General features: G+C 31.2%; 25 protein-coding genes. 1 reads left to right on the top strand and 24 read right to left on the bottom strand.

Features of this window, described 5'->3' with window-relative positions:
- Window positions 1-6 precede the first annotated feature (6 nt).
- From ACZ5N4_RS02215 to ACZ5N4_RS02105, 23 genes are all read right to left on the bottom strand, one after another.
- Window positions 7-3,357, bottom strand: a complete 3,351-nt coding sequence (locus ACZ5N4_RS02215; protein WP_464206784.1) for a phage tail tape measure protein — start codon at window positions 3,355-3,357, stop codon at window positions 7-9.
- A 57-nt stretch (window positions 3,358-3,414) separates the two neighbouring features.
- Window positions 3,415-3,579 (bottom strand): hypothetical protein, encoded by a 165-nt coding sequence (locus tag ACZ5N4_RS02210; protein ID WP_464206782.1) that lies wholly within the window; start codon window positions 3,577-3,579, stop codon window positions 3,415-3,417.
- Between the two features lie 107 nt (window positions 3,580-3,686).
- Complete coding sequence (locus tag ACZ5N4_RS02205) at window positions 3,687-3,983, bottom strand: hypothetical protein (protein WP_464206780.1); 297 nt, start codon at window positions 3,981-3,983, stop codon at window positions 3,687-3,689.
- Window positions 3,984-4,024: 41 nt separating this feature from the next.
- Window positions 4,025-4,852: a hypothetical protein gene (locus tag ACZ5N4_RS02200; protein WP_464206778.1), complete on the bottom strand. Its 828-nt coding sequence runs from the start codon at window positions 4,850-4,852 to the stop codon at window positions 4,025-4,027.
- Window positions 4,853-4,863: 11 nt separating this feature from the next.
- Window positions 4,864-5,181: a hypothetical protein gene (locus ACZ5N4_RS02195; RefSeq protein ID WP_464206776.1), complete on the bottom strand. Its 318-nt coding sequence runs from the start codon at window positions 5,179-5,181 to the stop codon at window positions 4,864-4,866.
- On the bottom strand, window positions 5,165-5,563 hold the full coding sequence (locus ACZ5N4_RS02190; RefSeq protein ID WP_464206774.1) for a hypothetical protein: 399 nt from the start codon (window positions 5,561-5,563) through the stop codon (window positions 5,165-5,167). The genes ACZ5N4_RS02195 and ACZ5N4_RS02190 overlap by 17 nt, the downstream gene beginning before the upstream one ends.
- An 8-nt stretch (window positions 5,564-5,571) precedes the next feature.
- Window positions 5,572-5,904, bottom strand: a complete 333-nt coding sequence (locus tag ACZ5N4_RS02185; RefSeq protein ID WP_464206772.1) for a hypothetical protein — start codon at window positions 5,902-5,904, stop codon at window positions 5,572-5,574.
- Window positions 5,901-6,194, bottom strand: a complete 294-nt coding sequence (locus tag ACZ5N4_RS02180) for a phage head-tail connector protein (protein WP_464206769.1) — start codon at window positions 6,192-6,194, stop codon at window positions 5,901-5,903. Before ACZ5N4_RS02180 ends, ACZ5N4_RS02185 begins: the two co-directional genes overlap by 4 nt.
- A gap of 14 nt (window positions 6,195-6,208) precedes the next feature.
- Complete coding sequence (locus tag ACZ5N4_RS02175) at window positions 6,209-7,669, bottom strand: phage major capsid protein (protein ID WP_464206767.1); 1,461 nt, start codon at window positions 7,667-7,669, stop codon at window positions 6,209-6,211.
- 2 nt (window positions 7,670-7,671) lie between these two features.
- On the bottom strand, window positions 7,672-8,412 hold the full coding sequence (locus ACZ5N4_RS02170) for a head maturation protease, ClpP-related (RefSeq protein ID WP_464206765.1): 741 nt from the start codon (window positions 8,410-8,412) through the stop codon (window positions 7,672-7,674).
- A complete protein-coding gene (locus ACZ5N4_RS02165) occupies window positions 8,405-9,562 on the bottom strand; it encodes a phage portal protein (protein ID WP_464206763.1) in 1,158 nt (385 codons plus the stop codon). The genes ACZ5N4_RS02170 and ACZ5N4_RS02165 overlap by 8 nt, the downstream gene beginning before the upstream one ends.
- Before the next feature lie 56 nt (window positions 9,563-9,618).
- Window positions 9,619-11,271 (bottom strand): terminase TerL endonuclease subunit, encoded by a 1,653-nt coding sequence (locus tag ACZ5N4_RS02160; protein ID WP_464206761.1) that lies wholly within the window; start codon window positions 11,269-11,271, stop codon window positions 9,619-9,621.
- Window positions 11,258-11,566: a P27 family phage terminase small subunit gene (locus tag ACZ5N4_RS02155; protein WP_464206759.1), complete on the bottom strand. Its 309-nt coding sequence runs from the start codon at window positions 11,564-11,566 to the stop codon at window positions 11,258-11,260. The genes ACZ5N4_RS02160 and ACZ5N4_RS02155 overlap by 14 nt, the downstream gene beginning before the upstream one ends.
- 112 nt (window positions 11,567-11,678) lie before the next feature.
- Window positions 11,679-12,005 (bottom strand): HNH endonuclease signature motif containing protein, encoded by a 327-nt coding sequence (locus ACZ5N4_RS02150; protein ID WP_464206757.1) that lies wholly within the window; start codon window positions 12,003-12,005, stop codon window positions 11,679-11,681.
- Between the two features lie 12 nt (window positions 12,006-12,017).
- On the bottom strand, window positions 12,018-12,497 hold the full coding sequence (locus tag ACZ5N4_RS02145; RefSeq protein WP_464206755.1) for a Xaa-His dipeptidase: 480 nt from the start codon (window positions 12,495-12,497) through the stop codon (window positions 12,018-12,020).
- A gap of 234 nt (window positions 12,498-12,731) precedes the next feature.
- A complete protein-coding gene (locus ACZ5N4_RS02140) occupies window positions 12,732-13,373 on the bottom strand; it encodes a tyrosine-type recombinase/integrase (protein WP_464206753.1) in 642 nt (213 codons plus the stop codon).
- Between the two features lie 254 nt (window positions 13,374-13,627).
- Complete coding sequence (locus tag ACZ5N4_RS02135; RefSeq protein ID WP_464206751.1) at window positions 13,628-14,089, bottom strand: hypothetical protein; 462 nt, start codon at window positions 14,087-14,089, stop codon at window positions 13,628-13,630.
- Window positions 14,090-14,111: 22 nt separating this feature from the next.
- Entirely contained in the window at window positions 14,112-15,080 is a 969-nt protein-coding gene (locus tag ACZ5N4_RS02130; protein ID WP_464206749.1) for a hypothetical protein, read from the bottom strand.
- A gap of 168 nt (window positions 15,081-15,248) precedes the next feature.
- On the bottom strand, window positions 15,249-15,575 hold the full coding sequence (locus ACZ5N4_RS02125) for a hypothetical protein (protein ID WP_464206747.1): 327 nt from the start codon (window positions 15,573-15,575) through the stop codon (window positions 15,249-15,251).
- 711 nt (window positions 15,576-16,286) lie between these two features.
- Window positions 16,287-17,321, bottom strand: a complete 1,035-nt coding sequence (locus tag ACZ5N4_RS02120; RefSeq protein WP_464206745.1) for a siphovirus Gp157 family protein — start codon at window positions 17,319-17,321, stop codon at window positions 16,287-16,289.
- 255 nt (window positions 17,322-17,576) lie between these two features.
- Entirely contained in the window at window positions 17,577-17,702 is a 126-nt protein-coding gene (locus ACZ5N4_RS02115) for a hypothetical protein (RefSeq protein ID WP_464206744.1), read from the bottom strand.
- A gap of 191 nt (window positions 17,703-17,893) precedes the next feature.
- Complete coding sequence (locus ACZ5N4_RS02110; protein ID WP_464206742.1) at window positions 17,894-18,328, bottom strand: RNA polymerase sigma factor sigma-70 region 4 domain-containing protein; 435 nt, start codon at window positions 18,326-18,328, stop codon at window positions 17,894-17,896.
- Between the two features lie 93 nt (window positions 18,329-18,421).
- The gene (locus ACZ5N4_RS02105) at window positions 18,422-18,565 is read right to left on the bottom strand and encodes a hypothetical protein (protein ID WP_464206740.1); all 144 of its coding nucleotides are present in this window, start codon (window positions 18,563-18,565) and stop codon (window positions 18,422-18,424) included.
- A gap of 124 nt (window positions 18,566-18,689) precedes the next feature.
- On the opposite strand from ACZ5N4_RS02105, the gene ACZ5N4_RS02100 reads away from it, so the two are divergent.
- A complete protein-coding gene (locus tag ACZ5N4_RS02100; protein WP_464206738.1) occupies window positions 18,690-19,223 on the top strand; it encodes a hypothetical protein in 534 nt (177 codons plus the stop codon).
- Here the strand turns inward: ACZ5N4_RS02100 and ACZ5N4_RS02095 are convergent.
- Window positions 19,180-19,398: a hypothetical protein gene (locus ACZ5N4_RS02095; RefSeq protein ID WP_464206736.1), complete on the bottom strand. Its 219-nt coding sequence runs from the start codon at window positions 19,396-19,398 to the stop codon at window positions 19,180-19,182. The two genes, ACZ5N4_RS02100 and ACZ5N4_RS02095, sit on opposite strands and share 44 nt — an antisense overlap.
- Window positions 19,399-19,529 lie beyond the last annotated feature (131 nt).

Raw genomic sequence — 19,529 nt, 5'->3', positions numbered from 1 at the left:
CACCCCTTAAAAATTTAATGCTAGTTCTTGTAACGCTCTTTTATTTTGTCTTGCAGTTTCTGCAGGACTTAAAGCAGTTGGGCTATTAATTGTTATATTCTGTGTAATAGCTTTAGAATTATTTGCTGTTGCAGTCGTATTTGGTATTGCATTGTATTTTACGCCTATAGCCATATCTCCACTTAAACCTTTTATAGCATTAGTTACAAGGTGTTTATTTTTTTCAATACCTTTTGCGAGCCCATCCATAAAATCAGGCATCCATGTCTCATAATCAGTAAGTGGCCCTTCATCTGGAACACTGAAATGTAAATAAGATCTTATCTTGGCTGCTAGTGCAGATACTGCATCCTCAACTTTCTGCATAGAATCCTTAATTCCTTTTACAATTCCATCAACAAAATCTGATCCATAAGTCCATGCTTTACCTGGTAAACTTGCCAAAAACTCTAATGCACTATTTATTCCGCTCTCAATAGCACTTTTCACATTTCCTATAGTACTTTCGATACCATTCTTCATACTAGTGAACATCTCAACACCGTAGTTATATAACTTACTAGGCAATTCAGAAAACCAGTTAAGGATGCTATTCCAAATATTTATTACTGTTGTCTTAATATTGTTACAAGTATTTACTACAGATGTTTTTATATTATTCCAAGCATTTATTGCTGTGGTTTTTATATTATTCCATAAATTAGACATAAACTGTAAAAAACTATTCCAAATTGTTTGTCCACTAGAAACCATTTCGTTCCATATAGCGCTACAGAAATCAGCTATAGCTTGTAAATATCCTGTAAATACTTGTTTTATTCCTTCCCAAATCTGTGCAAATGCATTTTTTAAATTATTCCATATGTTTTGTACATCCTGCGATAATTTAGTAAAGTTTCCTGTTACTAAATCTAAAATTATTAATACAACACCTAATATGATATTTTTGATTCCTTCCCAAATTCCTGTTATTATATTACTTAATCCTGTAAATATTGTCTGTAATCCCGGCTTAATGCTATTGAATATGTTTAATATAGATGCAACAATAGGTGTAACTATTGCAATAATAGAAGTTTTTATATTATTCCAAGCTGTAACAGCACTAGTTGCTATATTGGTCCACACATTTGTTAATGCAGTACCAATGCTGTTAAATACATTTAATATATTATTTTTTGCTGTTTTTACTCCATTTACAATACCATTCCATAAATTACTAAAGAAAGTTTTTATCGGTGTTAATATTGCCTCTATTGTATTAGATATTATTTTAAACTCTGTGGTTATTATGGATTTATAAAGAGTAATTGCATTTTTGAGTATATTACCCATTCCATCCCATATAGATTTAAATATACCCTTAAGTCCTTCTAGCACCTTACTCCAATCACCTGTAAATATGCCTGAAAAAACTTTTAAAATATTACTTAATACATCTACTGCAGTTTGTAATACACTGGCAACTAAATTAAAACTATTCTTAGCTATTGTAACAATGTCATCTCCATACTTTGCCCATAATTCTTTTCCGACTTGAACAAATACAGAAATTATAGTTTTTATTTCTTCAATAACTGTACCTATAATACTTTTTATTTGATTCCATGTATTATTTACACTTTCTCTAAAATCACTGTTATATTTATATAATCCTACAAATACTGCTATCAATGCTGATATTGCAGCTATAACTATTCCTACTGGTCCAGTTATAAGTGTAATAGCTCCAGCTAACGCTGTTGCTGCTGGGGTCGCAACTGTTAAAGTACCAGTTAATAACCCTATAGCTCCACTAATTGTTCCTATAACAGTTGCAACTTTCCCTATAATAACTAATATGGGACCTATCGCAGCCGATACCCCAAGCATCACAATTATAAATTGTTGAACTCCTGGAGATAAATTAGCAAAGCCAATTGCAATAGATTGTATTGCTGGTATAAGAGAACTAGTTATAAAATTTACTATTGGCTGTAGAAGTGGGATAACAGCTGCTTGTAATTGCCTTAATGCTGCTTGTAGTACTAATCCTGGATTATTTTTATTTATAGCATCAGCAGCATTTTGAGTAGCTCCTTTAAAATTATCTATGCCACTCGTACCATCTTTCATTGCTAAAATTACTTTAGAGCGAACATCTTCCCATTGTGTTCCAAAAAGTGTTACCCCAGCTTGATTCTGTTGTAAAGGGTCTTTCATATTTGCAAGAGCTGTTACGGTAGCTATAAATGCCTGTTGTGCTTTATTTCCACCTTCCGCTATGGCTTGACCCATTTCATTTGCATCAAGTCCTATGGCTTGAAATCCTTCCTGTGTTGTTTTACTACCATCTTGTGCCCTTATATTAAACTCTTTCATGGCATCACCAACTTTATCAAGGTTGAATGCTCCATTATTGGCACCCTCTATCAGAATTTTCATAGCCTGATCCGCTGATAATCCTAAACTTTGAAATTGAGGTGAATATTCATTCAAAGTATCTAGAAGTTCCCCAGAATAGTCCCCACCTTGTTGAAACCCAACTGTTATTAAATCAAGTGCTTCCTGTCCAGAGATCCCAAAATTTTTCATCATTGTGCCTGCTGTTTTAGTTACTTCATTTACATCTTGATTAAATACCCTAGATATAGTTAAAGCACCTTCTGCTACACCTTTCAGTTCACTGTCAGAAAGCCCCTTCATATTTTTTCTTATGGTTGTTATTGTTTCTGTTACTTGTCCTATATTTTCACCAAAACCATTCTTCCATACATCTTGCGCAACTTTTTCTAAATTAGCTGCCTCACTAGATGTAATCCCTAACGAGGCTTGTAATTGTCCTTGTGCATTACTTGCATCTAAGGCTCCCTTTACCATTACAGCTCCTGCTGCTGCTATTGGAGCTGTAACTTTCGTGGTCATAGATTCGCCTACACTAGATATTTTCTCTCCTGCTTTATTTAAATTTTCTCCTACTTCAGTGACACTTTTGGAAAAACTCTTCGTTGATGAACTAGTTTCATTTAGTTGTTTTTTCAAACCTCCAAGCTTACTCTCTGTATTTATTACTTCTCTTTGTAAGGCTCTATATTGTTCTTCGCTTATTTTTCCTTGTGAAAACTGTTGTTGTGCCTGTCTTTCTGCCTCTTTTAAAGTATCAAGTTTTTCTTTTGTATTTGTGATACTTTCAGCAAGTAATTTTTGCTTTTGAGCCAATAAAGTAGTATTAGTAGGATCTAATTTTAAAGCCTTGTTTACTTCTTTAAGCTCACTTTGTAAATCTCTACTCGTTTTGTTTACTACTTTAAGAGATTGCTCCAATGGTGATGTATTTCCACCAATTTCAACGGTAATACCTTTTATATTATTAGCCATCACATACCTCCTTTCTGGAGAATAAAAAAAAGAGCTAGCTCACTGAAATTACCTAAGCTAATTCTTTTTCATTTTTTCTCTTAAGCTTTCTCTATCTGGCTTAGTTTGCTCCATTCTCCAGCAATTTTCAAGATATTCTCTACCCTCTTCAGTCTGCATATGGTTATAAATTACCGCGTCACGGAGCAACAGCCAGTATTCAAATACATCTAAGTCTTCCAACCTATCAAAATTATATCCTGTATATTCACATATAATTTTCTCTTCAATTGTATTGACCTCATAATGTCCCTTATCTCCCTCTTCATCACTAGGATAATAAGGGAGTTTTAGTTTGGGTCATTCTTAGTTTTAGCGAGCCATTCAAAATATGCTGTTAAAATCTGATTCATTTGATCTAAATCTAATTCATCAATTAACTCGTCTGGTACTTTATAGTTAGCTTTATTTTTACTTAGAATCATCCCTACAGCTTCCGCCAAATCATCTATAGCATCTTCATTTCTTGACTTTGCCAATGATGTAATTTTCTTTAAAGCTTTAAGTTTTGGCGGCTCGACATCAAGTGCCAAGTCACCAATCTTAATACTAAAATATCTTTTACTTACAGTATTTATATTAAACATTATATTACCTCTTTTCTGGCGGTATTTAACCGCCTATTATTTTATACCTTTGCTGTAACAGTAGTCTTACCAGCTTTAACAGCTTTGAATTCACTATTAATTTCAATAATTTCAATTTCATTACCAGTAGTAGCAGTAATCTCAGCAGTTCCATCCCATGAAGTATATCCAGCCGATACATTACAAACATCATTAAATGAAGGTAACGCAACATTAGCTGCTGTCTTATACATATAACTATTTCCACTAGTAAGCGTAGGATTTACAGTTATTGCAGTTTTACCACTTATTGAGCCAGCTATAGATGTTACAGTTAAAGAACCAATTACACCAGGAATATCTTCTTCATAGATAATTTTAGTTCCTTCACTGTCCATAGGAGCTGCCTTAAATTCTGCATCTACTACTGTTTCCTTATCTTTCAAGAACTTGAAGGAGAATCCTGATTGATTGCTACCCACAATTGTTACTCTAATATCTCCATCAATTTTATCTTCATGTACAAATCTAATTACATATTGTTTCCCATCTTGATTGCCTAAACCACCTATTTTGACAGTTCTCTTTCCATTTGCTTCAGTCACCCTTGCAGTTGAACATAACTTAGCAAGTGTTTTACCATTCCATGTTAGTACACCGCTCTTAAGTGTTATGTCTTCATCAGTAAGAATAACCTTCTGTACAATCCCTAAATCATCATTAACTTCGTAGAATTTTGGTTTATACTCTAAATTTGCACCTCCAGAAATTAACCCTAATAAATTTGTCTCAACTTCGATAGTTGCATCATCTGGTATAGTTTTATTTGTAAACTCAATAACATAAAGTTTTCCTGAGCCTAAAACAATTTTTTCGCCTGCTGTTGACATTATATCTCCTCCTAAATTTTTTCAATTAAATTAAAATCGTACACAGTTTGAAAAAACATTTCTGCTTGAATCCATGTACGATCTTTCTTGTAGTTTATTGCTTTCTCATTTAACAAGTTTTCAATTGCCTGTTCATCACTTTGATTAATTTTATCAGAATATAATTCAATGCTTATTTCCCTATCTGCTATACAGTTTTTGCTATCTGCACCACTTACAGCTCTATCCTCTAAAAATACGATATATGGAAGTGCAGGAGGCTTAAAAAAACGCTCTTCTGCAACTTTCATTCCTGTAGTTTCTAACCATGCTTTAACGTCCGTTAGCATTTTCTATAGCCTCCTTTGCTAATTCCTCCATTCGTTTCTGTGCAAGCTCCTCGCCATATTTTATATGTGGATATGCTCTTGTTCTTCCACCTTGTCTAAGCGCATGACCTTTCTCAAGCAAATGAGTTAATCTATGTTGTCCATTTGCAACATACCATGTCTTTCTTTTATTATATCTATCTTCATAGGATGTTTTTAATCTAAATGCCCTTGCATACTTACCTGAACGTTCTTTGAAAATAATATGATTTTTAATTTCTTGATTTGCCTCATCTGCAACAGTATCAATAGCCTTTTTAATACCATCTGTAACCTCTTGAGAATAATTCTCCATATACTCAGCTATTAAGTCCGCAAGTCCATCTATTCCTACTGTACTCATTTTACTACCTAAAACATTTCTAATTGTCTAAGAGTTAAATCAATACTAGGCGGATTAGTATCAAAAACAACTTGTGCCAACTCAACACTATATTTACCTACGTTCTTGACCTCTACAGTGTCATGATTATCTATATTAGGTACCGGAGGTATTCTTATCACTCTATTAACTTGTATCTGGTTAGCTGCAGCTGTAAAATATCTCTTAAATCCTAACACCCTATTACTGAATCCTAAATTTGTGTATTTACCTACTTTATTACCTTCTTCATCCTCAGAATAAATATCACATATTCCATCAGAGAAACTAATAAATTCTATATTATCTACTTTTATTTTCATATAGTTTCACTTCCCATTGCAAATACTTGGCCTTGAATATGCAAACTCATAAGCTCACTAGCAAAATTCTTCTCAAACATTTCAAGGGCATTACTATTAATATACCTACATCTATCCTTTAGTAAATCTTTTGCTAATCCTTCAACTGTAAAATCAAGAGGCACACCAGCAATTTCTTGCAAACGTGCCTTACTACTATTTATTGCATCAGTTAAATTTTTGTCTGTATTTTCATCCTGCCATGTTATATGAAGATAGCTTTTTACATCAGCAAGTAATACATCCTCCATTTATATCACCTCAATTAAACCATAGATGTTACAGTTGCCTCACCGATAGCTTTACATTCATTAGCTGCATTAACTTCTGTAATTACAATCTTATTACCTGTAGTAGCTGTAATTTCAGAAGTACCATCCCATGAAGTCCAGCCGCTTGTAAGAACTTGATTGAATACTGGTAATGTAACTGTTGTACCTGTTTTATATTTATAAGTATTACCTTCAGTAATTGATGGTGATATAGTAATTTTTGTCTTACCAGATGCTGAACCAGCCTGTGAAGTAACAGTAAGAGCCTTTAATGCTTGTTCATAATTTTCAATTACAACTTTAAGTTTTGCAGGTGTTAAATTAGAGATATCAAGCAGTATAAATGCATTATCATCTAAAGATCTGCCATTACCAAATAACTTAGTCAGATATACTCTTTCGTCATCAAGGAACTTAAATTCATCAGAATACTCTATTTTTCCACCAGTTGTTCCTGCTCCTATTCCCATGAAATATTTCTCTCCTATACCAATGATTGCACTTCCTACCCCAACTCCACAAGACTGAATAACCTGGGTTGGATATGGGAAAACATTATTTGTGTATGTTCCATCAGTTGATCTGATTGTAGTTGCAGGCATAACCTTAGTAAAATAGTCTGTAGGATTCACAATAAGTAATACCTTGTCTATTGCTCTTGTTTTTCCGTTTGGTGCTTGGGATAGTTTCCCTAACAATGCACTGTAAGTTTGAACCTCAAGATTAGTAATAACTACTGCTGCTTTTTTAGGATAAATTCCTCCAGTTACTGTTACATTGTCAGCAACATTTCTGTCCATTCCTATAGGTTCATTATTACCAGTACCTGTTATAATTGATGTTTCTAGTGCTAATGCTATTGCTTCTGATAAAGTTGCTCTTACATATGCATCAATCCAGGTAGGTCCAGCTGCAAGCATATCTTTTGATATAATCATAAATGCAGATAACTTACAGATAGTAAGATCAATTTTCCCGATTGCTCCGCTTAGTTCCTCAGTAATTGCAGAATTTAAAGGTCCCCATGATGCAAGCTGTGTTCCTTGCTTATTAAGGATCATCTTAGTTAATATAGTCGTATTTGTGAAGCTTATTGCATCCAATAATGGGTGAGCTTCCTTTATATCAGCAATTACGTTGTCGATTATTGTTTCAGGAAAAGCTATGTCTAAATCAGTAATTGCTTGTCTTGGATTTCCTGACTTCATAGCTCCCATAATACTTTGATAGAATTTATTTTCTTCTGATGTAAGTTGATGGATATTTCTGTTAGCAAGTATATTACTGTCATTTGTTCTCTGATAAGCATTAAATTCGTCCATTACATTTTGTTGCACCGAATCTGCAAATGCTGCAAAGGCTTGAGCTATTGCATTTTCATCATCACTTTTGAAGGCTTGTACTAAATTATCCTTTAATTCCTGTTGTATTAAATCTTTACTTTTCATTCCCATAATTATTTTCCTCCCATATTCTTTTTAAATGCTGCCATTAATTTTTCAGCATTGGTTTTTTGTTTTACTAAGTTTTCTGGCACCTTAACCTCTTGTCTTAAACTTTCCATTTGTTGCTTTATGGCATTATTAAATCTTTGCTGTGCCTTTGATATATTGTCATCCTCTTTTCCAGCTATCTCATCACATAGTCCATATTGCAAACATTGTTCAGCATTGAGCCATGTTTGATTATCTAATAATTGATTTAATGTTTCTTCTGAGAGTTTATCCTCAGCTTTTGCAAGATAACTTGAACAACTGGCTTTATCAATCACTTCAACATCATTAGCTGCCTTTCTCAATTCTTCTGCATTACCAAATGCACCCATAGAAGCATGATGTATCATCATGAGAGTATTATTCCCCATAACAACTTTATCTCCAGCCATAGCAATTACAGAGGCTATGGAGCAAGCAAACCCATCTATATATACTGTTTTTTGTGCTGGATGCCTTTTAAGTTGATTGTAAATTGCTAGACCTTCTTTAACTTCTCCACCATAAGAGTTTATATATATATTTATTTGAGTAACTTCCTTAGCACCTTCTAGCTGCTTTTGAATATAATTTGCAGATGTTTCACTTTCTATTTTTTCATCTGTCCACCAATCATAGCTATCACCCTCTACATAGTCATAAATATATAAATCCAATGCATTAGGTTGTACAGATTGTTTTATTAAATATACTGATTTATTCAATGCTTTCGCCTCCTTTCAAATTTTCTATATCTTGATAATTCTTAGTCATCCAATGCTTTTTACTCCACTCTGTATTCAATGGAGTATCACCTGCCTTTTGCCTTAATTCATCTATGCTATATCCACCACTTGCAACAAGTTTGTCAAAAGCCTCTGAAATAGAAAATATGTCTATGTGTTTAATGCAGGTTGTGTCTACTTTCAAATATGATCCTTTTAAAAATGCACTTTTACCGAATCTCTTACGGTTAGCCTCCTCACTTATCATATCTACAATTGGGTCTATACAGAAAGTTAGAAAGTTATCTGTAAGCTTTCCTATATCTGCTATGTCACCTCTAAGTAATGCTGGTGGCATTTTAAATGCTTGAGCAACCCTTTCAAAGGCCTCCTTTGTTATAGAAGAAATATCCACCATTTCACTCGTGGACTTTTTATTCCCCTCTCCATTTTGTTCTTCATATTTAAATCCTTTATGAAGTGGAAGTACCGCATTTTCTGCTTCAAAATATTTTTTAAATTTGTCGTTCATCAAATCATCAAATCTTTGCTGAAAATTTGGATTTCCGCTTGCTGTTGCATCAATATCTAATATTCCTTTTCTTCCACCAGACCTTTTATACTTTCCTATAGCCATATTTAAAAGGTTATTGTACCCTTTTAGCAGATTGGATAATAAAGCTCTTATATCATCATTTCCAAGCTTAAAATATAAAACTTCATTCATTTTAAATGTTTTATCAAAGTTCATAGTTCCCTTAACAACATTTACAAAAGAATTTTCTTTTGTTGCATATTCATTTTGATAGAAACTGTCTGCTGCAATTAGCTGTCCATTAATCTCTATTACAAGACATTCCTTGTTGTAGAGTAGCTTTGAAACAAACTCTTGTATAAACTGGCTTGAATTCTGATTTTTATTAGGTTCTATATTCCAAAGATAATATTCCTCACCTTTTAGCTCTTTTCCATTTAAGTAAGTCTTAAACTCGCATTTGCTTATTGCACTTGATATTAAACTAATAGCTGATGATATAGCGAAAGCTTCTATAGCAAGCTGAATCTCCTGCGTTGCTATAGCTTGCTGATTAAGATATACAGTGCTTTGATCAACTCCAAAAAAATCTTTTATCCAATCCAAAAATCTCAATTTCTCACCCCCTTTCAGGGCAAAATAAAAAAGCCTTACTACTAAGACTTTATTTTCTAATATGTGTGTACATCAAAATCTACATCTGCACTTTCTCCACTATCTTCTAAATCGCCGCTTGCACACATTGCTGATACAAAAGCTTTAAAACCATCTGTTTTTCTACTCTTAGGCTCAATTTTACCATATGTTATATTCCCAGCTTGAGAAGTTATCATACAACTATTATTTGTATACCATCTCATAAGTGGGTTATTTCCCCAAATTATATTATGATTAATAAATAAGCTTGTTATAGTTGGTGCTATTAGCATTTCATTGCTAGGTCTTGTAAGCTTAATATTATTTGCTCCATTTTTGTCTGTATCAAAACCAACTGCTTTGAGTGCTTTTGCTAATAGTGTATATCTATAATTATCCATGCCAAGTGTAGTTATATTGTATATTTGACCTTTTTCTGCAAGCCATTCAGCAGGAATATCTGGAGGTATTTCTGGGCCATCAATAAATGTTAATAAACCTCTCTCTTCCCATTCTTTTAATGGTGCCTTTATTCTTCCTAAATCTGCCGACATTTTACATACCCATGTATGAGTTATCCAATAATATTTTCCTTTAAATAAAAATAGCAATCCTACAGCTACAAAGTCTGTTGTTTTAGCATAATCAATACCAGCTACACACATACAACCTGTTAAATCTGGAATTTCCTCATTGGTTGCTAATATATTTTCCCATGAAGTAACTTCTACATCTTTATTACCTTGTGGCATATTCATTCTTTTAGTTGCAAAGGATGAATTACCTATAGGATCAAGAAGGTAATCCCCAAATTCAATTTCAAGCTCATGTTGTAATATCGGGAAAAACGGTAAACTTGGATTAGCTTTAGGCCACTTTCTTTTATCTTTAATTTCTTTTTTATCATCAAGTTTACAGATAAAAGGCAGCGTACCATTATCGTGTATTTCACCTTTTAAAATCAATTCACTTTTTGATATTAAAGTATCTAATGGTCCATCTCTTACATCTCCATTTGTTGTTATAATCGTCCTTCTGGGATGAGCTTTTTTACCTAAACCAGTTGTTGCAACATCAACAAGCTTCATAGATTCGTAAGCATGGTATTCATCAAAATCAACTTTTCCTGGTCTTCCTCCATCCTTTGACTTAATCCCGCTTGTACGAAACTTTAATCTTGATTTAGTTTTTAAATTTGTTATTTCTTCTTTATTCCAATAAAAGTGATTTTTTAGTTTAGCTTTATTATCTTCAAGTACATTATAAACATCTTCGAATGTTGTTTTAGCTTGATCCTCTGCCATAGCAAATATATCTATAAAGTAATATTTAACACCATTTATTGGTGTCAATAAACAAAAATCCTCAAAAGCTAGATATCCATTCTTACCGGCTCCACGACCGACTAAAATGAAAAGCACTGGCCATCTTAACTGTCCGTTTTCTTTATACACGCAATTATGTAATGCAAAACAAAACTTTTCCCAGTCTAAAAGTTCATACGGAAAGTACTTTTGTAAATCAAGATATTTTTTTAATTGCTCTTCATTCACAAACAGCTTTTCTTCTCTAAAACATTTCTCAACATAGTCACATAATAATAGCTGTTCTTCACAAACTTCAATTTCTCCACTTCTAACAAAATCAATATAATTTTGTATTTCAGGGATTAGCCTATAATTCGTCATCGTCATCACTTACTGTATTTTCAACTGTTAATCCTAGTTGCTTAAGAATAGCTAATTTTTGTTTATTACAATTTATTGCAGTTTTAATTGATTGATTCTCTTTCTCGATTATAATTCCAGAAGAAGACTTTGCTTTAACTATATTACCACGAGCTTTAATATCTTTTTGTGCAATTTTTTCTCGTTCATAATAATTAGCATAATCATCAATTAAGATTAAAAAATGATCTACATTAGCTCCTTTATTTTCCAGCTGCTTTATTAATGATTCTTTTATACTTTTTGAACTTGCCATTATTTTCTCCTTTCATAAATTTTTTCTCACATGCGAGGCAAATCGGTTTTGTCTTGCCTTTTACCCGTTCTTCCAGTGTCCAGAGTTTTTTCATTTTTTTCGACCGGGGGGACTACCACCTTTCCTCATTTATAAATCTTTTTTTCGATACATATTTTTTTAACTTCTCTGGATGCTCTTCATCGTGACAGCTATTGCACAAGGATATTAAGTTATCTAAGTCTAACGCTAACTCAGGATGTTGCTTTACATGCTCCTTATGATGTACACAGTTAGCTGGACTAAACAATCCTTTAGCTTTGCACTTCTGGCATTCGTTGTTGTCTCTGTCTAATGCCTCTGCTCTTTTGCTTAACCAAAGTATTGAATTATAAAAAGCTTTGATATTATTATGTTTTATCAAAGCTCTTATCCATTGCACCAGTTCAGTATTTGTCATATTGTTTGGCCCTTATATTGGAGCTGTCTTGGCTTCAACTTCTTTCTCTTTAAGTTTAGTAAGCTTCTTATCATTAGCGACTTTGTTCGGATCTTCACTCCAATTAGATTTCTTTTTGTTGTTAAGCCAATACTTTTGAGCTGCTAAATCAGGACCTTTATATTTCTTAACCTCACTTATATTAACTTTTTCACTTTCTAAAACAGTATGCCCATCTTCAGCTAGTTCTTGCACTTTAACTTTAGTCGCTACTTCCTCATAATACACATAGCCTAAACAGGTTTTATATAATGCTTGCTCTACAGCTTGATTCTTTTTATCTTTACCTTCAGCTATTGCTTCTTTTAAATCAGCATTTGAGGCTTTATATCTCTTAAAAGTTGAATACCCAATCCCTAATGATTCTGCTATTTGTTTATCTGTTTTATTATCCTCAACCATTGATTCTATAAGGCTTAAATTACTACTTATAATCTCTTCAATAGACTTCATTTTATCACCTCCAACATTGAGCTATTGCTCTATAACATGGGCTCAATGTTTATTTTTTATCATTTTTAAATCATTTTCTTTCTAGCCTTTCATTATCAATGCTTTGAGCCACTTTTCTAATTGTTTTGAAAATCCGCAATAACATATAGGATTACTGATTATTATTTTTTGTGCATATATTTAGTAGAAATTTTTATTTTTATTTAAAATAAGTAACCTTCATCTATTGGCTGATTATAACTTTCTAGCAGCTATTTTAGCAGCATTTTCTTTTACTTCATCATCAAGACCTAAGTATTTCTTCGTAACTTCTATACTTAAATGTCCTAAAGCTATTCTTACATACTCTAAATCATTAGTAGCTTCATATAATCTACGTGCATATGTCTTTCTTAAACTGTGTCCAGTTATATTTTTCAAATTGATTTCCTTATCTTCTGCAACTTTCTTTAGAATATCTGCATATGCTTTTGCACTAATATGATTACTTCCAGACCCTTTTTGCGAAGGAAATGCATATTCTGATTTCTTTTTTCCTTTTATATACTTTGATAACACTGTTTCTAGTTGTGGTACAATATCATGCTTTCGCTTTTCTGGGACTTTCTTTAATGATTTAGGATTTTTTTTCATATGAGTTAACCATGCATTATATTGCTTTTTTTCCTGAATTTCGAAATAACCATTATTTATAGATTCTCTTAGTTCTGCTATAGTCAAACCAACCATATCCTGAATTCTATACCCAGTTGCAATATCTAATAAAAAAATAGTTAGGTTTCTTTCAGACCACTCACCGCTGACCTCTTCCAACCTATACTTAAATCTTTCATAATGGCTTTCCGGAATTGGTTTAGCAGGCCTTTTTCTACTCATTTATCTCTCACCTGCCTTATATCTAATTTTCATGCTTATCACCACCTCATTGTTATAAGATTTTATTTTATTGCATAGAAAAAGAGCTCTTCATGAGCTCTTGAATTAGCTATTCTTTAGCACTCTACTACTTAAATTGTTTAATTTTAAAAAATATATATAATTATTTTAACATATATAATACTCTATTCATTAAATTAAGAACTTAACTATGATTGGTTTATAGTCTAAAATATAAAATATCTCTATAAAACTTATTTTTCTCTTATTTTTTTTATAATTTTAAATAATCTAAAAATAGATTTCACAAAAAATGTTACTCCAACAAGCAAGCCAAGCTGTTGCAAATATATAAAGGTAAACCTATATTTTTCCATAATTTTCATAATAATAAAAATCGATGATACTATTGAAATTATATGTGAAAATATAGCTATATACATACCATTGAAATAGTCGTCAAGATAACCTCCTTGATTCAATCTAGCTATTCTTGGCCTATCTATAGATCCTGATATTATACCCAATGAAGTAAAAATAAACCCCGCTAATACAGAATTTATTGTTAATATATTGAGATGTATGCTACTATTTTCTGCATAGCTAATAGTAATACACTTATTTTTATACCCCAAGAATAACAAAATGCATAAAACTACTGTAGTAATTATGTTTAATTTATTTCTTTTTAAATATTTTTTTTTAGGAGATTCCATTTCTATCAACTCCTATTTGAATTTACTCTCTACTATATTTAAGTATATCATTACGATTTTCATTATATAACCTAAATAAAGTTGTTTCTATTTCTTTCTGTCTATTTAATCCTTCATTAGCAGTATATTTAAAATGTACACTTCTAGTAAATAGTTTTTCTATTATGTCATATGTTTGAGTGTGTTCTCCACTATTTTTAGCTTTAAATCTCAATTTAGATGGTTTTTTTCCCAAAATTTTATCTGTTACGCTACGAATAAGGTTTTTGTTCTTAAATAGATTTTCGTTTCTATGCTTAGCAGCAATTGAAACTGTTATCTTCATATTTTTAATGTCTCTCATATCATCAAAAGTATCCTCATTTAAGCCTAAATTATCAATATTAATTACTTCATCAGAAGGTAATGTAGATATTATTTCAATAGAGTTTACTATATCTTTATTCTTCAATATTTCTATCATGTCATCTGCAGTTACTGGAATTATTTGAGCACTTAGGTTACTACATTTATAATACCGATTGACCATATCTGCTATCTTAGAAATGCCAGGTGCCGCTTGAGCTCCTAAGTAAACAATAATTGAAGTATCAAAAAATAAATAGAAATAGGTATATATCTCTAAATCTTGTTGTTCTCCTTTTTTTATTTGTTCTGGTTTATGTGTAATTCTGTCTCTTATCTGTACGTTTGTTATATCTTTTTTTCGACCAATTCTAGCAAATACATAATCTGAGTCCTTTAACTCACATTTTACTGGACTTTCAACCTGAAAGTTAACAGATTTATCATAATTCAATACTTCTAAGACTACCCATTCTGGAGCATCATTAATACTTATACAATTATTTGCATCTCTTTTTTCCAAAATATCCTTGAACATTTTTACAAATTCTTCTTGACTTTTATATTTTTTCACCAAATCTTGCTTACCACTTGAATCATATTTTTCCTCATGTACTCTAATTTTATAAAAATATACATTTGCCACTTAATAATTCCCCCTATTCTAAATTATAATTTCTACAATTACAACTAGAATCCTCCAATTTAAATATCGCAAATTTTGATAATTATTTTATACGATAACTTAATTATATAATTTTATATATATTTTTATAATTAGACTTAGTAAATGTGCAAATATTATAGTGAAAGTTCATCTAACTTGCCTAATAGCTCCTTTATGCCTTTTATATATCGAAGCACTCATCAAATTTTTAATTTTTATTTCTTTATTATTCTTTTTAAAATTTTCTAATTCTTTTATATAATTTCTATCCACACTAATTCTTATTAAGTTATCAACAAACTTAATGTTTTTAGAAAGCTTTTTGTTAATTGCTAGACTTATAAGTAATTTGCAAACATCAAACCTTTTAACGTGTGTATGCCCGGATTTAAATACTTTATTAATATTTATAATTAAAAAGTCATCATTCACTGGAACTATTATATATTCATTTTTCTTATAGATTTGATTCAATTTACTCACTTCCTTTTACAAAAAAATAAAAAGGCGGTATTTTCTAAATACCAACCTTTTCTCGAGGAATTATTTTATAATACTGCTGCCTTTGTACTCCCTGCTGTGCTGCAGCCTTATATTAAATTTTCTATGATACTATTATAACTCATATATTTAAGAAAGAACGGCCATTAATCGGACATAAATCGGACATCCTTATTCTATATGCCAAAGAAAACTACAACTATTTTTTCTAATGCTCTATCTTTTATTCTTCTACACTACCTTTCTGATTTACACATTGCCTCTGCCTCTAACTTTTTTTAATTCCATGATACATTATCTTGATCTTCATCTGACTTTACACCTAATTATGTAAGAATTCCTTTCCACTGTAAAACATCTTTTATGCTCCACCAATCTCGTGCTTCTTTTGGGCACCCTTGCCCCTCCCAAAATGACAATGTTTGTTGAGATATTCTAAATATTTCTGTCATGGTTGTATTTGTTAAACAGGTTTTCCATCAATCACCTTTACAAGTTGCTTAGCTACCAAGCTATCACCTCCCTAATAACAAAAATACCAATAGTTTTTTAATTTTCACTGAGAAAAATCTCGGGCCTCGTTTGACCCGCATATCCCCCACCCTCTCAGAAGGACCCAAATTTATGTGTTAGCAAATTATTTCATTTACATAAAAAAAGAGCCATTATGACTCTTTTTTTGAATTAATAATAAATATTATAATTGACTACTTCAAATGAATGATCACCTTCAGATGCTTGTTTTATAACTCTTTGCATCGTTACATCACTAATATATCCATCTCTTGCATCATAGATGAATTGAAATAAGAACTTAGTTCCTGATTTAGTTCTCGTAAAGCCTTTACTAGCTACACTTATTTCTGCATTTGAACATACTTCTGCAAAGTTATCCATGAAGCTAACGGGTCTAAATTCTTCATTTAATACATTTACTTCTAGTTCAAATCTTTTCTTTGTTTTTGCTAATGTATCATTCTTATAAAATAGTGTCTGATTATATAAATCATTCATCCTTTTTGTTCTTCTAGCTTCTTCTTCTTTGAATCCTTCTATCTGTTTTTTCAAATCATCAATAACTTTTAAGTAGTCTTCTGATTTATCTGGTTTATTTTCTTCAACCGACTTTATTAATTCCTCTATTCCTTTGAGTTTTACTTGAGCTTGCTCTTCTGATTCACTTTGCAATACTGCTAATTGACTCTTCGCATGACTTACTTTAGTTATTTCTATTTTTATTTCTTCTAAAGTTTTTCTCAAAATAGAATTTTGTTGACTTGAGTCTAGTGATTGATATATAGCATATCCTATTGCAACTAAAGCCAATGCTATAGAAACAGCACTCGAACCAAATGAAACATATCCTCCTATTTTATCATTTTCTCCAAACTGTTTTGTAAGCAAAACAATAATGATAACAACTAAAATTCCTGTGACCCATACCCAATCTCTAATCCTCCAATTGTTGCTCTCATTAGTATCTAAACCTTCATTATTTTTCTTTGATTTAGGTTTTAACAATACTCCAAGTACAGTTCCTATTGAAAATATGAAAACTGCTCTTATAGCCTCATTTGAATTGTTTAAGTTTTTAAAATACCCAAATGAATCACTTAATAGCTTTGTAAGCCAAAATACAAAATAACCTACTATTGCTACAGAAAAAATGCACCCGATTATGATACATAATTTCTTTAGTATATCTTTTTCAAAATTCATACTAACACCTTCCCAAAACTAATTATTCGACAAAAACTATTTATTTCCTTTTATCAAATGTTGTTTATAAAAAAAGTGCTAATATAAGTAATCCGATTGCACATAAGTTATATTCTGTTGAACTGGTGAAACTGCCCTCAAGTATTTATAAAATAATGCTTTACTAATATTTTACTTTTTGCAGTTATACACCTTTTTTTATGTGTAACTGAATCTAAAATAAAAAAATAAAACTATTAAAAATATCTAAAACTTCTATGCTACTCCTATATTTTTTACATATGTATAGCCTTCTTTAAATATCTTGTTTATGTTTATAAGAAAATAATTATTAGATACTGGAACGACTATATAGTTTTCTTTCTTATAGATATGATTCAATTTACTCACTTCCTTTTATAAAAAAATAAAAGGCGGTACTTTTTAAATACCAACCTTTTCTCGAGGAATTATTTTGTAACACTGCTGCCTTTGTACTCCCTACTGTGCTGCAGCCTTATATTAAATTTTCTATGATATTATTATAACTCATGTATTTCAGAAAAAACGGTCATCAATCGGGCATCCTTATTCTATATGCCAAAAAAAACTACAACTATTTTTTCTAATGCTCTATCTTTTATTCTTCTACACTGCCTTTCTGATTTATAAACCTTATAAGTAAATTCATAATAATTTTGTCCTTCTATGTATCTATAATTTATTATTTCTCTTTCTATCTCAGGTAGTATTTCTAAAGCTCTATCAATTTGTTTTATCTTATTTTCCATATGTTTTATTCTTTCTTCTAAAAGTTCTTTTCTCACTAATTTGTTTTCAACATCTGAGTTAAATTTATTAGTTTTCCCAGTGCATTCCTTATACTGAATTGCAGATATTACTGTTTCATCCATTATGTCTAATTCTATTTTTAAATTTTCTACTGCCAGCTTTATGCTTTTGTAATTATATAAAAAACTTTCTACTTCATTTATTTTATCAAATTCTTTTTTATTCGTATTTCTCATATTCCTATACCTCCAAAAAAATAGGAGCTTATAAGACCATTAAAGTCCTATAAGCTCCTTTAGCTCTTCCACAATCCTGTTTGACTGTAGGCGTTATTTAATAATTTTTATATCTGCCTCTTTAACTTTTAATCCTTTTGGTGTTACCAATAAAGTTATCTCTTTTCCTTTGCTTAAACTTTCAGTTATCTTTGAAACCTTACGTTTCAATTCTTTACTTAAATCTTGTTTATCCATTTACTCCTCCTCAGCTCGTTTTCCTATTCGCAAATAACTCAGTTATTGTCATTTTCTACACCTTCTTTTTTTGTATACTTATCCCCTTTGTGGTAGAATTTCGTTGAAAGGGGGTAGAAATATAATGTATGGATTTCTTATTACATATAAAGATTTTATATTACTAATTGCATCTATCTTGTCTACTGTTATCTCTACTATCGTTGGCATAATCACATATAAGAACTTAAAAGAATTAAGAATTACACGTATTGAAGAGAGTAGGGCGTATATTAATTTCTATATTGATAAAAGTAGTAATGATATTTTTCATTCTTTAATCTTAAAAAACTTTGGTAAATCGGCTGGTACAGTGCTTTCTATAAATATGGACCCTGCTTTAAAATCCTCGTTATTACCTATTACCGAATATAAAAATATTTACCTAGCTCCAAATCAATCTGTTAAATCTTTGTTTGATTTTAGAAAGTATCCTGATGAAGTTTTTGATGTAACTATAACGTATTTAACATTAGGTAAAACCTTTACTGATAAATATAAGCTTGATTTATCTTATCGGAAAAGTGTCCTTAGTGGGCGTAAAAGAATAGAAACAGAATTAGATGCCTTAGAATCTATTCATCAAAGCATTGAAGGACTTTCTGAAAAATTTCTTTAATTCCTGTAACAACATCACTAACAGGATAATCATTGCTATTTATAGTAATTTTTAAATGTATGGCATTCCTAGCATCAACTAATTCTCGGGTAACATTTGATGTTGTTGTGCCATCATTTATATCTTTTTTAAACTCTATGAGTGTTGGATATATATTTTTCTTAGTTTCTTCCATGTTTTCAGTTCCTTTCTTACATATAGCTTCTACTATGCTACCTTATACTTAACTAGCATTCCTAAATACCTCTCCCAGGTCTATTTGTCCATTTATATTTGAAGTGCAACATTATTATTCTGTCAACTTAT

The sequence above is a fragment of the Clostridium nitrophenolicum genome (assembly GCF_055391695.1).
Note: the sequence above shows the minus strand (reverse complement) of the source record. Positions and strands in the feature narration are given on the sequence as shown.

What these genes read in the sequence shown, in the direction of transcription:
- ACZ5N4_RS02215 (WP_464206784.1), bottom strand. Translation starts at nt 3,357, where the DNA reads ATGGCTAATAATATAAAAGGTATTACCGTTGAAATTGGTGGAAATACA.
- ACZ5N4_RS02205 (WP_464206780.1), bottom strand. Translation starts at nt 3,983, where the DNA reads ATGTTTAATATAAATACTGTAAGTAAAAGATATTTTAGTATTAAGATT.
- ACZ5N4_RS02200 (WP_464206778.1), bottom strand. Translation starts at nt 4,852, where the DNA reads ATGTCAACAGCAGGCGAAAAAATTGTTTTAGGCTCAGGAAAACTTTAT.
- ACZ5N4_RS02195 (WP_464206776.1), bottom strand. Translation starts at nt 5,181, where the DNA reads ATGCTAACGGACGTTAAAGCATGGTTAGAAACTACAGGAATGAAAGTT.
- ACZ5N4_RS02190 (WP_464206774.1), bottom strand. Translation starts at nt 5,563, where the DNA reads ATGAGTACAGTAGGAATAGATGGACTTGCGGACTTAATAGCTGAGTAT.
- ACZ5N4_RS02185 (WP_464206772.1), bottom strand. Translation starts at nt 5,904, where the DNA reads ATGAAAATAAAAGTAGATAATATAGAATTTATTAGTTTCTCTGATGGA.
- ACZ5N4_RS02180 (WP_464206769.1), bottom strand. Translation starts at nt 6,194, where the DNA reads ATGGAGGATGTATTACTTGCTGATGTAAAAAGCTATCTTCATATAACA.
- ACZ5N4_RS02175 (WP_464206767.1), bottom strand. Translation starts at nt 7,669, where the DNA reads ATGGGAATGAAAAGTAAAGATTTAATACAACAGGAATTAAAGGATAAT.
- ACZ5N4_RS02160 (WP_464206761.1), bottom strand. Translation starts at nt 11,271, where the DNA reads ATGACGAATTATAGGCTAATCCCTGAAATACAAAATTATATTGATTTT.
- ACZ5N4_RS02155 (WP_464206759.1), bottom strand. Translation starts at nt 11,566, where the DNA reads ATGGCAAGTTCAAAAAGTATAAAAGAATCATTAATAAAGCAGCTGGAA.
- ACZ5N4_RS02150 (WP_464206757.1), bottom strand. Translation starts at nt 12,005, where the DNA reads ATGACAAATACTGAACTGGTGCAATGGATAAGAGCTTTGATAAAACAT.
- ACZ5N4_RS02145 (WP_464206755.1), bottom strand. Translation starts at nt 12,497, where the DNA reads ATGAAGTCTATTGAAGAGATTATAAGTAGTAATTTAAGCCTTATAGAA.
- ACZ5N4_RS02140 (WP_464206753.1), bottom strand. Translation starts at nt 13,373, where the DNA reads ATGAGTAGAAAAAGGCCTGCTAAACCAATTCCGGAAAGCCATTATGAA.
- ACZ5N4_RS02135 (WP_464206751.1), bottom strand. Translation starts at nt 14,089, where the DNA reads ATGGAATCTCCTAAAAAAAAATATTTAAAAAGAAATAAATTAAACATA.
- ACZ5N4_RS02120 (WP_464206745.1), bottom strand. Translation starts at nt 17,321, where the DNA reads ATGAATTTTGAAAAAGATATACTAAAGAAATTATGTATCATAATCGGG.
- ACZ5N4_RS02110 (WP_464206742.1), bottom strand. Translation starts at nt 18,328, where the DNA reads ATGAGAAATACGAATAAAAAAGAATTTGATAAAATAAATGAAGTAGAA.
- ACZ5N4_RS02105 (WP_464206740.1), bottom strand. Translation starts at nt 18,565, where the DNA reads ATGGATAAACAAGATTTAAGTAAAGAATTGAAACGTAAGGTTTCAAAG.
- ACZ5N4_RS02100 (WP_464206738.1), top strand. Translation starts at nt 18,690, where the DNA reads ATGTATGGATTTCTTATTACATATAAAGATTTTATATTACTAATTGCA.
- ACZ5N4_RS02095 (WP_464206736.1), bottom strand. Translation starts at nt 19,398, where the DNA reads ATGGAAGAAACTAAGAAAAATATATATCCAACACTCATAGAGTTTAAA.